This window comes from Collimonas rhizosphaerae, assembly GCF_038896935.1.
GTDB lineage: Bacteria > Pseudomonadota > Gammaproteobacteria > Burkholderiales > Burkholderiaceae_D > Collimonas > Collimonas rhizosphaerae.
Map to the genome: position 1 here is coordinate 131,759 of NZ_JBANDC010000001.1, position 15,273 is coordinate 147,031.

General features: G+C 60.4%; 14 protein-coding genes. 8 read left to right on the top strand and 6 right to left on the bottom strand.

Annotated elements, in window-relative coordinates:
• Positions 1–37 precede the first annotated feature (37 nt).
• The 4 genes from V8G57_RS00605 to V8G57_RS00620 form a co-directional block, all read right to left on the bottom strand.
• The gene (locus V8G57_RS00605) at positions 38–175 is read right to left on the bottom strand and encodes a DUF3096 domain-containing protein (protein ID WP_092402138.1); all 138 of its coding nucleotides are present in this window, start codon (positions 173–175) and stop codon (positions 38–40) included.
• A gap of 375 nt (positions 176–550) precedes the next feature.
• Positions 551–877 (bottom strand): hypothetical protein, encoded by a 327-nt coding sequence (locus tag V8G57_RS00610; protein ID WP_092402135.1) that lies wholly within the window; start codon positions 875–877, stop codon positions 551–553.
• A 130-nt stretch (positions 878–1,007) separates the two neighbouring features.
• Positions 1,008–1,469 (bottom strand): GNAT family N-acetyltransferase, encoded by a 462-nt coding sequence (locus V8G57_RS00615; protein WP_092402132.1) that lies wholly within the window; start codon positions 1,467–1,469, stop codon positions 1,008–1,010.
• 46 nt (positions 1,470–1,515) lie between these two features.
• A complete protein-coding gene (locus V8G57_RS00620) occupies positions 1,516–2,814 on the bottom strand; it encodes an MFS transporter (RefSeq protein ID WP_092402129.1) in 1,299 nt (432 codons plus the stop codon).
• 320 nt (positions 2,815–3,134) lie between these two features.
• Between V8G57_RS00620 and V8G57_RS00625 the strand changes: the two genes are divergently transcribed.
• Positions 3,135–4,073, top strand: a complete 939-nt coding sequence (locus V8G57_RS00625) for a LysR substrate-binding domain-containing protein (RefSeq protein ID WP_092402126.1) — start codon at positions 3,135–3,137, stop codon at positions 4,071–4,073.
• Positions 4,074–4,401: 328 nt separating this feature from the next.
• Here V8G57_RS00625 and V8G57_RS00630 read toward each other — a convergent pair whose 3' ends face one another.
• The gene (locus V8G57_RS00630; RefSeq protein ID WP_092402123.1) at positions 4,402–4,794 is read right to left on the bottom strand and encodes a carboxymuconolactone decarboxylase family protein; all 393 of its coding nucleotides are present in this window, start codon (positions 4,792–4,794) and stop codon (positions 4,402–4,404) included.
• Between the two features lie 17 nt (positions 4,795–4,811).
• Positions 4,812–5,207 (bottom strand): MerR family transcriptional regulator, encoded by a 396-nt coding sequence (locus tag V8G57_RS00635; RefSeq protein ID WP_092402120.1) that lies wholly within the window; start codon positions 5,205–5,207, stop codon positions 4,812–4,814.
• Between the two features lie 182 nt (positions 5,208–5,389).
• Here V8G57_RS00635 and V8G57_RS00640 point away from each other — a divergent pair, with 182 nt between their 5' ends.
• The 7 genes from V8G57_RS00640 (at position 5,390) to V8G57_RS00670 (ending at position 15,222) form a co-directional block, all read left to right on the top strand.
• Positions 5,390–6,415, top strand: a complete 1,026-nt coding sequence (locus V8G57_RS00640; protein WP_342827768.1) for an aldo/keto reductase — start codon at positions 5,390–5,392, stop codon at positions 6,413–6,415.
• A 388-nt stretch (positions 6,416–6,803) separates the two neighbouring features.
• On the top strand, positions 6,804–7,472 hold the full coding sequence (locus V8G57_RS00645) for a response regulator transcription factor (protein WP_092402114.1): 669 nt from the start codon (positions 6,804–6,806) through the stop codon (positions 7,470–7,472).
• Positions 7,469–8,524, top strand: a complete 1,056-nt coding sequence (locus V8G57_RS00650; protein WP_342827769.1) for a sensor histidine kinase — start codon at positions 7,469–7,471, stop codon at positions 8,522–8,524. The genes V8G57_RS00645 and V8G57_RS00650 overlap by 4 nt, the downstream gene beginning before the upstream one ends.
• 546 nt (positions 8,525–9,070) lie before the next feature.
• The gene (locus tag V8G57_RS00655; RefSeq protein ID WP_092402108.1) at positions 9,071–11,935 is read left to right on the top strand and encodes a TonB-dependent receptor domain-containing protein; all 2,865 of its coding nucleotides are present in this window, start codon (positions 9,071–9,073) and stop codon (positions 11,933–11,935) included.
• Positions 11,936–12,116: 181 nt separating this feature from the next.
• Positions 12,117–13,499 carry a pyridoxal-phosphate dependent enzyme gene (locus tag V8G57_RS00660; RefSeq protein WP_342827770.1) on the top strand — a complete coding sequence of 461 codons (1,383 nt, stop codon included), beginning with the start codon at positions 12,117–12,119 and terminating at the stop codon, positions 13,497–13,499.
• Positions 13,496–14,695, top strand: a complete 1,200-nt coding sequence (locus V8G57_RS00665; RefSeq protein WP_342827771.1) for a trans-sulfuration enzyme family protein — start codon at positions 13,496–13,498, stop codon at positions 14,693–14,695. The genes V8G57_RS00660 and V8G57_RS00665 overlap by 4 nt, the downstream gene beginning before the upstream one ends.
• Entirely contained in the window at positions 14,692–15,222 is a 531-nt protein-coding gene (locus V8G57_RS00670) for a tetratricopeptide repeat protein (RefSeq protein ID WP_342827772.1), read from the top strand. The genes V8G57_RS00665 and V8G57_RS00670 overlap by 4 nt, the downstream gene beginning before the upstream one ends.
• The last annotated feature ends 51 nt before the right edge of the window (positions 15,223–15,273 follow it).

Sequence of the window (15,273 nt, forward strand, 5' to 3'; positions counted from 1 at the left end):
CGGAATCGGTGCGGATGTGTGGCCGGGGCAAGCTTTTTCAGCGGCCGAACAAGCCGATCAGGCCGATCACGATCAGGTACAGGGCGATGATGTAGTTCAGCAGGCGCGGGATCGCCAGTATCAATACCCCGGCGATCAGCGAAACGATGGGGGTCAGGTGCAGGGCGGTAATCATATGCGCTCCGTTTCGAGTGAGGAATGGCGTTGTTGCTGACTCGATGATACGGCGCCGGCGGTTTTACCCGTGTAGGACAACGCCGTCCGATAGCGTAGGAGTTGCACTGATTCTGGACGAAAAAAAACGGCTTGGCTATCCACCGCTGCAGGAGGAGATTCTGCAGCAGTATTGGCTAATGCCGATAAGGACACACACTCCGTCAGGTGCACGAGCTGGAACTTGGCGGCCTTCGTCAGCAACGGGCAGGTCGTTGGCGATGGCCATTCCAGATCGGGCAAGAGACGGATTTACTCCCTTCCCGGGGAATATCTTGGCGGTTTCAGATGTTTGCTGAAACCCGCACTGAATCACGCTTGATTCATCAATATGGTGCTAGAGCGCGCGGGTGCCCGAAATCAGGCGCGTGATAAACGCCGAACGCTCATTCTTTTGCTTGGGCAAGGCGCGCTCGATTACCGAGGTCCATTGCTCCGACAGCTGCTGGCAAGTGGCGCGCAGCACCGGCGCCAGTTCAGGCCAGTCGGACAGGGTGCGCAAATGCCGTTCAATCGTCCGGGCCGACTGCACGCAAGCGTCATTGGCCAGGGTGTGCATGTTGTACTGGGAGATCAGGTGCAGCACCGCCGAGATCAGGAGCTCCGGCGGCGTGCGATAGTCCTCGGCCGCGGCCGGATCTGCTGCATTGCGTGAACCGTTCATCAGGTGCTCCTTGATCAGCTGGTTTTAAATAGTAATGATTCTCATTTAAATTATTATCCAAGCCGGTCGTGAATGCAAGTGTTTTGCCGTTTTTTTATCTTGGACGCGAGTCCGGCCCAGCGGGCGGGGTTCAGCCTGTAGCTGAAACCCGCTCCTGGCGGGGCGGGCAGACCATCAGGTGCTCAGCGTCTTCCTGGCTGGTTTCCCTGAAACCGAGCGCTTCGTATAGCCGCCTTGCCGGATTGCCGGTCAATACCTTCAGCGCCGTAGGCAGCCCATCGCGGCGCGCCTGGTCCAATACATTTTCAATGATGGCGCGGCCCAGGCCTTGGCCCTGGAATTGCGGCGCGATCTGGATCTGTGCGATATACCATTGGCCGGGCTCGCGATACGCTTTCAGCAGGCCGACATCCTGGCCGTTGACGGAAACGATCCGGGCGTGCTCGAACCGGACCAGCACGCGCGCCAGCTGCGAAGCGTCATCGCGCGCGGCATTAACGCGCGCCAGGTGTTCGCTCATGGTCGCATGGCGCAGGGCAACCAGGAACGGCAGGTCTGCCGCGGTAGCGCTTCTGAATTCCAGGGCTTGCATGCCATCCTTTCAATAAAAGACGTGAGCCGCTGCAGGCGGTTGCGGTTTATTTGTTGACCAGGTGTTTCGGCACCGAAAGCGTCAGCAAGGCGCCCAGCACCAATGATGCCGCCAGCACGAACATGCCGCTGTTGGTGCTCTGGGTCTGGTCCTTCAGCCAGCCGACCAGGTAGGGGCTGACGAAGCCGGCCAGGTTGCCCAGCGAATTGATCAGCGCAATCCCGGCCGCCGCCGCCGCGCCGCCGAGGAATGCGGTCGGCAAGCTCCAGAACAGCGGCAGTACGGTAATGATGCCGATGGTCGCCAGGGTCAGCGCCGACATCGCCAGCACGGTATTGTGGTCGTACACGGTGCTCAGGATCAGTCCGACGCTGCCGAGCAGCGCCGGGATCGCCACGTGCCAGCGCCGTTCGCGCCGGCTGTCGGCGCTGTGGCCGATCAGGATCATGGCGATGGCGGCGCTGGCGTAAGGGATCGCGGTCAGCAGGCCGATATTGAAGGTGTCTGTCACGCCGGTAGCCTTGATGATGGTCGGCAGCCAGAAGCTGACGCCGTACAGGCCCATGACAAAACAGAAGTAGATCAGCGCCATCAGCCATACGCGCGGGTTGGCGAACATCTGGCCCAGCGAGGCTTCCTGCTTCTGGCTGCTTTCGGCCTGTATCTGTGCTTCCAGCAATTGCTTTTCGGCTTCGCTCAGCCAGTCGGCGCCGCGGATCCGGTCTTTCAGGTAAAAGATCACGAACACGCCCAGCAGCAAAGAAGGAATCGCCTCCAGGATAAACATCCATTGCCAGCCCGCCAGGCCGTGCACGCCAGGCATGGCTTTCATGATCCAGCCCGACAGCGGACCGCCGATGACGCCCGATATCGGCACGCCGGTCATGAACAGCGCCGTCATCTTGCCGCGCCGGTGTGCCGGATACCAATATGTCAGGTACAGGATGACGCCCGGGAAAAAGCCGGCTTCGGCCACGCCCAGCAAGAACCGCATCACATAAAACGTAGTGGGGCTGTCGACAAAAATCATGGCCCCGGAAATGATGCCCCAGGTGATCATGATGCGCGCGATCCAGAGCCGGGCGCCGACCCGGTGCAAAATCATGTTGCTCGGTATTTCAAAGATGAAGTAGCCGATGAAGAAAATCCCCGCGCCCAGGCCGTAGACGGTTTCGCTGAATTTCAGGTCGTTGAGCATCTGCAGCTTGGCGAAGCCGACATTCACGCGGTCCAGGTAGGAGGCGACATAACAGAGGAACAGCATGGGCAGCAGGCGCCAGGTGACCTTGGCGTAGGTTGCGGTTTCGAATGCACTGCTGGCAGGCGCGTTTGAATTATCTGGCATGTCTCTCTACCTTGGTTTAGTTATAAGAAACGGCGGGGGAAAACTCAGCTCGGCCGGGATGCCGGATTGCAATGCATTGTAGCCGCACGATGGTGGAATGGCTACGGCGCGCTTGCGTCCGCCAAGGTATGGGGAGTGGCAGCTCGCGGTGAAATGGGCCGTTGGCTGTCCGATGGCGTGGCGGCCGGGATCAAAAAGCGCTCCCGTTGCAATGATCTCAACTATACTCGGCAGCATGCGGCAAAAGCCCCGATTTGCACTCCTGCCGTGCCCGCAAGAGAGGAATGCAGATCCACCCACAGCACTGAGGTTTCTATTTCATGGAGTTGCGTCAACTGCGCTATTTTGTCGCCATCGTCGACCATGGTTCGCTGTCGCGCGCAGCGCGGGTCTTGCATATCGCCCAGCCGGCCCTGACGCAGCAGATCAAGCAGCTGGAGGATGAACTGGCGGCGCAGCTGCTGCACCGCTCCGCGCAAGGGGTGATCGCCACCGACGCCGGCAAGATTTTTTATGAACATGCGCAGGCGATCCTGAAGCAGGTGATCGACGCCCGGTCGGCCGTCGCCCAATCCACCGACAAGCCGACCGGCACGGTCGCCCTCGGCATCCCGCAAAGTGCCTCCGGCATCCTGGCCTTGCCTTTGCTGACTGCAATGCGCGCCCGCTATCCTGATATTTCCCTGCAATTGACGGAGGAACTGACCGGTAACCTGATCGAACAATTGAAGACCGGCCGCATCAACCTGGCGATACTGTTCGACGACGGCCAGCTGGCTTCGTTTGCCACCACGCCGCTGGTGGAAGAGGAGATGATGTTCATCACGCGCAGCGGTTCACAGCATGCGGGCGGGCGCCGCTCGATAACCTTCGCGCGCGCCGTCAAGGCCCGGCTGATATTGCCCGGCATGCAGCACGGGGTGCGCCCGCGCATCGAGAGCGTGGCGCGCGCCGCCGGCCTGACGCTCGACAACGTGATTGAAATCAGTTCGGTGACGATCATGAAATCAGCCATCCTGGCCGACATCGGCGCCACCATCCTGCCGGTAGCGCCGCTGCTGCCGGAAATCAAGCGCGGCGAGATGAACGCTTATTCCATCAGCGGCGAAAAGCTGTCGCGCACGCTGACGCTTTGCGCGTCGAAGAATATTCCGTTGACCACGGCGGCAGCGGCGGTAGAGCGGCTGGTGCTGGAGGTGACCGACGAATTGTGCCGCAGCGGGCAATGGCTGCATGCGAAGATCCTGGCGCGGCCGTGAGTCCGGCATGCGAGCCATCGTTTTTTCTTATATCCATATCCAGAATCAGTATTTCCTGCCGGCGGCGCCAGTCACTTAGACTTCAGTCACAGCAGAGTTCAATGCGTGCTGCGAGGGCCGCCACCATGGCCGTTTGGCCTGACAGTCGGACACCTTATCGGGCGTTCACATGGCAGGTTGTTTCCGGATCATCATCCTGGAAATCGTATGGAAAATCGCACATGCAGTGTCGTCTGCCGTTATCCGGAATCTGTGCTGCAGCTCCGTCCTGATCAAACGGAGCGAGCCGGAGCCACGCACGGTCCCGGCTGTTTCCTTAAAGTCCGTTTTACTGGGGATGGGCCAGCCTGTCGTGTTCAGCGAACACTTCCTTTGCTGCAAACATGCCGTTCAATGCCGCAGGAAAACCGGCATACAGCGCCATCTGCATGATGGTTTCCGTAATTTCCTGGCGCGACAGACCGACGTTCAGGGCGGCTGCCAGGTGCACTTTCAATTGCGGCTGCGCGGTGCCCATCGCGGTAAGCGCGGCCACTGTCGCCAGCTCACGCTGCTGCAGGCTGAGGCCGGGACGGGAATAAATTTCGCCGAAGCCGAATTCGATCACATAGCGCCCGAGGTCGGGAGAGATGTCGGCCAGGCTGTCGATCACCTTTTCGCCGGCGATGTCGTCGACTTCCTTCAAACGTTGCAAACCTCTTTCGTAAGTGCTTTGTTCCATGTGTTTCTCCAAGTGAATCATGCGTGGTCAAGGGCTTTCAACTGGCGTTCCATGCCGGCATACAGGGCGACTTTGTCGCGCAGCATCTCCAGCGTTTCCTGCAGCTCCAGCAGTTCGGCTTCCAGCGCAACCGCATGCTGTTGCAGCAACGTCTTGCGCTCTGACACACTGCCAAGCTGATCCCCCAGCCTGCGCAGTTCGGCGTAGCGCAGCATCTGCTGTATCGACATTCCCGTAGCGCGCAGCCTGAGCAGGAATTCAATCCAGCGCAGGTCTTCCTGGCGGTACAGGCGATGCCGGTTGCTTTGCCTCGGGACAGGGTCGATCAAGCCTATCTTTTCGTAGTAGCGCAAAGTGTGGACGCTGAGTCCGGTGGCTGCCGCAGCTTGCTGGATCGTGATGGAAGTGGCCATGGAATAAAGTTTAGAAATTAGAGTGCACTCTAGGTCAAGCGTTTATTATCGCAGCACTGCGATTTATCCGGCCGACGGCGCGCCAAAAGTCCGGATAGCCGTTACGGGATATGATTACCGGACGACTTTTCCCTGCTTTTGCGGATTTTTTTCATCCCGTTTCTTTAAACGAAAGGCTCATCATGGACTACCGACGTTTAGGAGCATCCGGATTCAAGGTGCCGGTACTGAGTTTCGGCACAGGCACGTTTGGCGGCAAAGGCGATTTTTTTGGCGCGTGGGGCAATACCGATGTTGCCGAGGCAAGGCGGCTGGTGGACATCTGCCTTGATGCCGGGCTGACCATGTTTGACAGCGCAGACATCTATTCCGACGGCGTCGCCGAGGCGGTGCTTGGCGAAGCGATCAAAGGCCGGCGCGACCGCGTGCTGCTGTCGACCAAGGCGACTTTCCGCACCGGCGAGGGACCGAATACGGTCGGCTCGTCCCGCTATCACCTGATCCAGGCTTGCGACGCCGCGCTCAAGCGCCTCGGCACCGACTACATAGACCTGTTCCAGCTGCACGGATTCGACGCCCTGACCCCGGTCGAAGAAGTGCTGTCGACGCTGGATGACCTGGTGCGCGCCGGCAAGATCCGCTATGTCGGCGTATCGAATTTCTCCGGCTGGCACCTGATGAAGTCGCTGGCGGTCGCTGAGCGCTACGGCTACCCGAAATATGTCGCCAACCAGACCTATTACTCGCTGATCGGCCGCGATTATGAATCGGAACTGATGCCGCTGGGCCTCGACCAGGGAGTCGGCGCCGTGGTCTGGAGCCCCCTCGGCTGGGGCCGCCTGACCGGCAAGATCCAGCGCGGCCAGCCGCTGCCGGAACATAGCCGCCTGCACAAGACCGCTGACATGGGGCCGCCGGTGGCGGATGAACTGCTGTACCGGGTGGTCGACGCATTAAAGGAAATCTCTGCCGAAACCGGCAAGAGCATCCCGCAGATCGCCCTGAACTGGCTGCTGCAACGGCCTACCGTCGCCACGGTGGTGATCGGCGCCCGCAATGAAGAACAGCTGCTGCAGAACCTTGGCGCCATCGGCTGGAACCTGGACGCGGGGCAGGTGGCCAGGCTGGATGCCGCCAGCGCGGTGACTGTCGCCTATCCATACTGGCACCAGCGCGGCTTCACGGAGCGCAATCCATTGCCGGTCTGACGGCCGGGGCTCGGTTCTTGATCCGCCATCGGAATTGCCAAAAATAAAATGTTCAAAATAGCTGCATCATCATTAGGGCCTGTTAACATTTGATTTGGGAGATGCGTTCCAACCAAAACGTGTGCTGGCAAGGCGCGTGGCGTAGCAGGGGCTGGCCGCCCCTGCAAGCCATGCAACGCGGCCAGCGCACGTTTTGGTTGGAACCCTCCGGGAACGGCTGCAGGCGTCGCATGCCGTTGTTGCGGCTCCTTGCCGTAGCACCGCTACGTCGCGTCGCCGCGCCTAGGCCTGCAACGCCTGCCGCGCGTTCGCACTCCCAAATCAAATGTTAACAGGCCCTAAAATCAGCGACTTATTTGTGAGTAACCGTTGCAGCTAAGGAAATCAAGTGCATATTCTTTTGGTGGAAGACGATTCGGTGCTGGCGGACGGCATCTTGCGCATTTTCAAAGGCCACGGCATGGTGGTCGACGTGGTGAAGAACGGCAACGACGCCGACGCGCTGCTGCAGCGCACGGAAATTTCGGCGGTGGTGCTGGATATCGGCTTGCCAGGCATCGACGGTTTTGAAGTGATCCGCCGCCTGCGCGCGCGCGGCAGCCAGGTCCCGGTGCTGTTGCTGACCGCGCGCGACTCGGTGCAAGACCGGGTCTACGGGCTGGAGCTGGGCGCCGACGATTACCTGGTGAAGCCGTTCGCGACGCAGGAGCTGGTGGCCAGGGTGCGCGCGCTGCTGCGCCGTAGCGCGCCGCAGCCGCTGGAAATGCATCTGGGCGGGCTATCGCTGAACACCTCGTCGCGGCGCGCAAAAATCAACGGCAAGGCGATCGAGCTGTCGGTGCGCGAGTGGGCCGTGCTGGAATACCTGCTGCAACAAGCGTCGCGCGTCGTATCCAGGCAGCAGATCATCGACGCCATCCTGCCATGGGGCGCGGAGCTGACCCTGAATGCGGTCGAGGTGTACATATCCAGGATCCGCTTGAAAATCGCCGACGCCGGGATCGAGATCCGCACCATACGCGGGTTTGGCTACATGCTGGAAAAAACCGAACCATGAGCAAGCCCAGCATCCGCATCGGGCTGCTGAAGTGGCTGCTGGTCCCGCTGCTGGCCGTCAACCTGGCCGGCGTCGGGCTGGCTTATTGGCTAGCCTGGATTCCGGCCCGGACTGCTTTCGACCAGACCAGGATCTTGATGGGGCTGGTGTGGCTGGAGGCGGGGTTGGCGCTGGTGCTGGCGGCCGTCATCTGGCTGGCGCTTGGCAGGGGATTGCTGCCGCTGAAGAAAATGACTGCCGACCTGGAGGCGCGCAGCAACGACGACCTGTCGGCGCTGGATGAACGGCATGTGCCGCTCGAACTCAGCCCGGTGGTGCAAGCCATCAACCGCCTGTTGGACAAAGTGCAGCAGGACGCCAAGGCGCAGCAGAATTTTCTCGCCAACGTGGCCCACCAGCTGCGCACGCCGCTGGCCGGATTCCGGACGCAGCTGGAATGGCTGCTGCAGAAGCATGCCGGCGAACCGGAAAGCGCGCACTCGATCGCGCTGATGACGTCGTCGACCGAACGCATGATCCGCCAGACCAACCAGCTGCTGACGCTGGCGCGCGCGGAACCGGCCAAGTTCGAGAAGGAGCGCTTGCGGGTGGTCGAGCTGAACCGGCTGGTGGAGGAATCGATCCAGCATTTTGTCGAACAGGCGGACCGGAAGAACATCGACCTTGGCTTCAATCTGCAGCCGACACGGGTGATGGGCGATCATTTCCTGCTGCGCGACCTGATCGACAACCTGGTCGACAATGCTATCCGCTATTCACCCTCGAACGGCAAGGTGACGGTGAGCACGCTGCATGGCAAGGACGGCGGCATTTTTTCAGTGGAAGATTCCGGTCCGGGGATTACGCCGTCCGAGCAGGAACTGATCTTCAACCGTTTCCGCCGCCTCGACGACAGCGTTGCCGGCAATGGCCTGGGGTTGGCGATCGTGCGAGATATCGCCAAAGACCACGGGGCCAGGATCAGCGTCGAATCCGGCGTCTCTGCCGGCACGATTTTTTCGGTGCATTTTCCATTCCCGATTTTGGGCATGCCGTCGAAATTACCCGCATAAATACGTGCACGGCTCACGCGTGTAGCCGCTTGTAACCGTCTATTGCTGGCGTACAAACAACTGTTGTCGAAGTGCCAGCGGCGAGGTCTCGGAAGCTAGTCGAGGGCCGACACTATGCACTAAATCATTTCCCCGGAACACAATTTTTACGCTTGTTACTCTTTCAGAGCACGAAATGTTGTATCCCATTTACACCAGCATTCTTCCATCCCTATTATTAGTTTCTTTACGGTAATTTACATCCAGAGCGATCGCTCCTCCGCGCTCTGGCGCGCCATTGCTGGCGCTCCAGGCGGAGAGGCATGGCTTAGCGTCGATATGTTTTGTGGCATGTTTGTTGCTTAGTGTGTCTGTGGAAATGTTTTTGAGTGGCAATTACAAATCGCGATTTGAAAACGGATCCACAAGAAAGAGCCTCACCGCTGAGGAACCTGTTTCAGTTGCGCATGGGTTTCGAAGCATCGCTCAGAAGGCGATTAACAAATCTGTTTGATTTTTTACAAAACTGTAAATTTCTACTCTGAAACTTACCTATAGGGAGTTGTGATGATAAAAGAAAGAAGATTGCCGCATTTGCTACGACTGATGTTTTCCGGCAGCGTAGTGGTGGGAGTGGGGCTGCTGGCTCACTCAGTGCAGGCACAGGAGACAAAGACCGACGATGCGCCGCAGCAAATGCAGCGCGTTGAAATTACCGGCTCTTCCATCAAACGCATCACGAAAGAAGGCGCTCTGCCGGTGCAGACGCTGACCCAGGAAGATATCGCCAAGAGCGGCGCCAACAGCGTGGCCGACCTGATCCAGGCCCTGCCGGCGATGCAGGGGTTCATCCCGCAATCGAGTTCGGTCAACGGCAACGGCGGCGGTGTCGAGACGGCCTCCATCCATGGCATCGGTTCGGGTTACACCCTGGTGCTGCTGAACGGACGGCGCATCGCCAAATCGGCGATTTCCCACAACGACTATGCGGTCAACCTCGGCAGCATTCCGCTGGCGGCGGTCGAGCGGGTTGAAATCCTGACCGACGGCGCTTCCGCGCTGTACGGCTCCGACGCGATTGCCGGCGTGGTCAACTTCATCCTCAAGAAAAATTCCACTGAAGCCACCATCACCGCAACCTATAACGCCCCCACCAAAGCCGGAGGCAAGAGTTTCAATGTAGGCCTCTCCAAAGGATTCGGCGACCTCGACAAGGATGGCTACAACATATTGCTGGCATACAGCCACGACGAGCAAAAGAACCTGGTTGCCGGACAGCGCGGGTTCGCCAGCAGCGGCGTGGTGCCTTTCAGCGTCGGCGGCCAGAATTATTCGCTCTACCAGCTCAGCAGCTATACCGCACCCGGCGGCGTTTCATTGCGCCATGCCGACGGTTCCGATCCAACCCAGTTTTCTCCCAACTTCCTGAAAAACGGCAGCTGCGGCCCGAATACTTTCCAGGCCGGGAATTACTGTAAATTCAACTACGCGGCAACGGTCGAACTGATACCGGAATCGCAGCGCGACAGTTTTGTCTTGTCGGGCAACCTGAAGCTCAACAGCGACACCACCCTGTTTGCCGAGGCGGTTGCTTCGCGTTATTCCATCACGCCGCAATATGCGCCGTCGGCCCAGCCTTTGGCGCTGTCGCTGAGCAGCCCCCTGTATGCCAAATACGTGACGCCTTACCTGGCCCAGCTGGGAGAAAACCCTGCCAACATCTCGGGCGCGGTGATGAACCTGCGCCTGGTCGATGCCGGCGGCCGCACCGATGAATACCGCACCGACGCCGTGCATGTGGCATTCGGCGTGGACGGCAACTTCAAGGGCTGGGATTACAACGCGTCCTACACCCATTCGCAAAACAAGTTCTACGACAAGGCGATAAACGGCTATCTCAGCAACAATGCGTTCCAAAGCATCGTCGCTGCCGGCAATTTCGATCCGTTCGCGCCTTCGGGCTCCGGGGTGGCGGCGCTGGCGCCGGCGGTATTGCACCAGACGCTGGACGAAGCGACCTCCAAGCTGGATGTGATCAACCTGCACGGTTCGCATGACCTGTTCAAGGCGCCGGGCGGCATGGCGCAGATCGGCCTCGGCGTGGAAGCGACCAAGGAACAGCATACCGACAGTCCTAGCGCGATTTTGCAAAGCACCAACGCTTTGCAGCCGAACTATACCGATTCCATCATCGGCGGCAACGCCGGCGCCTTGCCGTTTTCGGCAAGCCGGATGAACTACGGCACGTTTGCTGAAATGCTGGTGCCGGTCATGAAGAACCTGGACGTCACGGCAGCACTGCGTTACGACAGCTACGATGCGGCGAAAAACGACGCCAACTTCGACAACGCCGGCAACCCGCTCGGTTCAGCGACCCAGGGCAACTCCGCCAGCAAATCGACGTACAAGATTTCTGCGCGCTGGCAGCCGGTCGAATCGCTGCTGCTGCGCGGTTCCTACGGCACCGGCTTCAAGGCGCCGACCCTGTCGCAGATCACTTCGCCGATCCAGTTCAGCGGCAATACCGCGCAGCAGCACCCGTGCCCGGTTTCGGCGCCGGATCCAAGGGCTGCCGGCTGCCAGGGCGTGACCCAGTATGACGTGCTGCAAGGCGGTAACCAACTGAGCGGTTCCAGCGGCCTGAAGCCGGAAACCTCGAAACAGAGCACCGTCGGCTTCCGTCTTGAACCGATACGTAATGTATCGATCGGTTTCGACCTGTGGACCGTCAGCATCAAGAACCAGATCAGCATCCTGCAGGAAAATATTGCATTCGCCAATCCGGCGGCTTATTCCAACCTGTTCACGCTGTTCAACGATCCGATCCAGGGATCGCAGACGATCGCTTTCATGCAGACCCCGGTCAACCTGGCCAGCGCCAAGTACCAGGGGATCGACTGGGACCACAGCTTCAAGACCAAGACCCCGATCGGCGACATGAGTTTGCAATGGACCGGCACCTACATGCTGAAAGCCGAGCAGGATTTCCCGGGAACCGGCACCCAGAGCAGCCTGGGCAAATACGGCGCCGACCAGAACGTGGTGTTCCGCGTGATTTCACGCCTGGCGGGATCCTGGAAGCAGTCGGATACGTTTACCCATACCCTGACCGCCAACTATCGCTCCGGTTATCATGACCAGACCTATACGGCCGACGACGCCACGGTCCGCATCGTCAATCCTGACGGCTCGTACGGCGCCTTTGTCGCCATGCCTAACCATAACGTGGCTTCCTACACCACGTTCGACTGGCAGACCAAGATGACGGTCAAGAAGGGCCTGGAATTCACGGGCGGCATCAAGAACCTGTTTGCCCGTACTCCGCCGCTTTCGCTGGTGACGGCGGGCGGCGGCAACCAGGTTGGTTACGATGCCCGTTACACCGATCCGCTGGGACGCCAGTTCTATATAACAGGCACCTACAAGTTCTAAGCGTTTTTGGTTTGCAAGCTGCCAGGCCGGCCGGATGCGATGTTTGCGTCCGGCCGGTTTTTTTTCGCCGCGCGGTTTCCTTGCACCAAAATGTTCCAGTGAAGAACTGATAAGATAGGCCGGTCAATTTGATCGAAACAGACGGCGAGTGCTGTCGATTTCCTAACAGGAAGGCCTGCCCATGAACTTATCGAGCCGCCCAGCGGTGCTGGACCTGATCGGCAATACACCATTGATAGAAGTGACGCGGCTCGATACCGGCTGCTGCCAGCTGTTCCTCAAGCTGGAATCGCAAAATCCCGGCGGCTCCATCAAGGACCGCATCGGCCTGTCCATGATAGAAGCGGCCGAGCAGGATGGCCGCCTGCGGCCCGGCGGCGTCGTGATCGAAGCTACTGCCGGCAATACCGGCCTGGGCCTGGCGCTGGTGGCCTGCGCCAAGGGCTACCGCGTGATCCTGGTGGTGCCGGACAAGATGTCGGGAGAAAAAATACAGCACCTCAAAGCACTGGGCGCGGAAATCCATATCACCCGTTCGGACGTCGGCAAAGGCCACCCGGAGTACTACCAGGATTATGCCGCGCGGCTGGCGCGCGAAATGCCGGGATCTTTTTATGCCGACCAGTTCAACAACCCAAGCAATCCGCTGGCGCACGAACAAAGCACCGCTCCCGAGATCTGGGAGCAATGCGGGCACCAGCTCGACGCCATCGTCTGCGGCGTCGGTTCGGCCGGCACGATCACCGGTCTGACGCGGTTTTTCCGCAAGGCGCAGCCGGCGCTGGAATTTGTGCTGGCCGATCCCAAGGGTTCTATCCTGGCCGAATACATCAATACCGGAAAAATAGAATCGATCCCCGGTTCGTGGGCGGTGGAAGGCATCGGCGAGGATTTTGTGCCATCCATCGCCGACCTGTCCGGCGTCAAGCACACCTATACGATCAGCGACGAAGAGAGTTTCAGCAGCGCGCGTGAACTGGTGCGGGCGGAAGGCATCCTCGGCGGTTCTTCTACCGGCACCTTGCTGGCCGCGGCGCTGCGCTATTGCCGCGAACAGAGCCAGCCGAAGCGTGTCGTCACCATCGTTTGCGATACCGGCACGCGCTACCTGTCCAAGGTGTACAACGACAACTGGATGCACGACCAGGGTTTGCTCAAGCGCGAGATCGTGGGCGACCTGCGCGACATCATCGGCCGCCGTTATGAAGAGGGCAGCGTGATCAGCGTGGCGCCCGGCGATACCTTGATGACCGCATTCAACCGCATGCGCAGCGCCGAGGTTTCGCAGCTGCCTGTCATCGACGGGCAAGAGCGGCAGGTGATCGGAATCATCGACGAATCCGACCTGCTGCTCAAGATCGCCGCCGACGCCGCCAATTTCAGCGAGCCGGTAAGCAGCACCATGACCAGCGCGATCGAAAAACTGGCGCCGACCGCAAGTGTCGATGCGCTGCGCAGCACCTTGGCCCGCGGCCTGGTCGCCATCATTGCCGACGGCGACCGTTTCTACGGCCTGATTACCCGATTCGATCTACTCAACCATCTTCGAAGGAGTCTCTCATGAGCAGCAGCAAAGACGCCGGACATCAATCCGACCTGCATTTCGCCACGCGCGTGATCCACGCCGGGCAAAGTCCCGACCCTACCACCGGCGCCATCATGCCGCCGATTTACGCCACGTCGACTTTCGTCCAGCAAAGCCCGGGCGTCAACAAGGGGCTCGACTACGGCCGCTCGCACAACCCGACACGCTGGGCGCTGGAGCGCTGCGTGGCTGACCTGGAACAAGGTTCCCAGGGGTTTGCCTTCGCCTCCGGCATGGCTGCTGCCGCAACCGTCCTGGAATTGCTGGACAGCGGCGCCCACGTGGTCGCCGGCGACGATTTGTACGGCGGCACCTATCGCCTGTTCGACAAGGTGCGCAAGCGCAGCGCCGGCCTGTCGTTCAGTTTCGTCAACCTGGTCGATCCTGCCAACCTGCTGGCGGCGATCCGGCCGGAGACCAAGATGGTGTGGGTCGAGACGCCGACCAACCCGATGCTGAAGCTGGCCGACCTGGAGGCGATCGCTAAGATCTGCCGCGAGCGCGGCATTATCGCGGTCGCCGACAATACCTTCGCCAGCCCGATGGTGCAGCAGCCGCTGACCTTGGGTTTTGACGTGGTGCTGCATTCCACCACCAAGTACCTGAACGGCCACTCCGACATCATCGGCGGCATCGCCGTGGTCGGCCGCGAAGCGCGCCAGGCGGAATGGCGCGAACGCCTGGCTTTCCTGCAAAACGCGGTGGGCGCCATCGCCGGGCCGTTCGACAGCTTCCTGGCCTTGCGCGGCGTCAAGACGCTGGCGCTGCGGGTCGAGCGCCATTGCCAAAACGGACTGGAGCTGGCCGGCTGGCTGGAAAGCCAGCCGCTGGTAAAACGGGTCCACTATCCGGGCCTGGCTTCGCATCCGCAGCACGAACTGGCGCAACGCCAAATGCAGGGTTACGGCGGCATCATCTCGGTGGAGCTCGACAGCGACCTGGCCGGCGCCAGGCGTTTCCTGGAACGCTGCGAGATCTTTGCGCTGGCCGAGAGCCTGGGCGGGGTGGAAAGCCTGATCGAACATCCGGCCATCATGACCCACGCCACCATTCCGGCGGAACACCGGGCCAAGCTGGGGATCAGCGATTCGCTGGTGCGGTTGTCGGTCGGAGTCGAAAATATCGAGGACCTGAAGACCGACATGCGTAACGCGCTGGCAGCCATCAAGCAATGAGCGAAGGTCTGCACGATTGGGAAGCGCGGGTAGCCGCGCTCTGGAAGCAGGTGGATGCGATGCCGACCGAGGACCTGGTCAGCCGCATCGATACGCTGGCGGCGGAGCGGCCTGCGGATGACGCCCTGGCCTTGTTCGAGCGCGCTTGCGCGCGCGATACCGCCGGGCTGGAATCCGCCGCGGAGCCGCTGTACCGGGCTGCCTTGGCAAGCCATGGACTCGATCCTTATCGCCAGGCGCGGGCAACCATACAGCTGGCCAGCACCTTGCGCATCCTGGGGCGGCTGGAGGAGAGCGAGCAACTGGTCAAGGCGCAGCTTGAGCGCTATGCAGATGCGGGCTATGGTTTGGCGCTGTACGACGAAACGCGGGCGACCCTCGCTTTGACCTACCTGGTCCAGGGACGGGCGGTTGAAGCAGCCTGCCTTGCGCTCACTACGCTGGCGCCGCATTTGTCGCGCTACAACCGTTCGGTAGCCGGCAACGCCGCGGAAATTCTCAAGGGCAGCGTTGCCAGCTGGTCCTGAACAAACTGCTTGCGTTGAACAAGACCCCGGCCGCGCCTGAGCGGCCGGGGT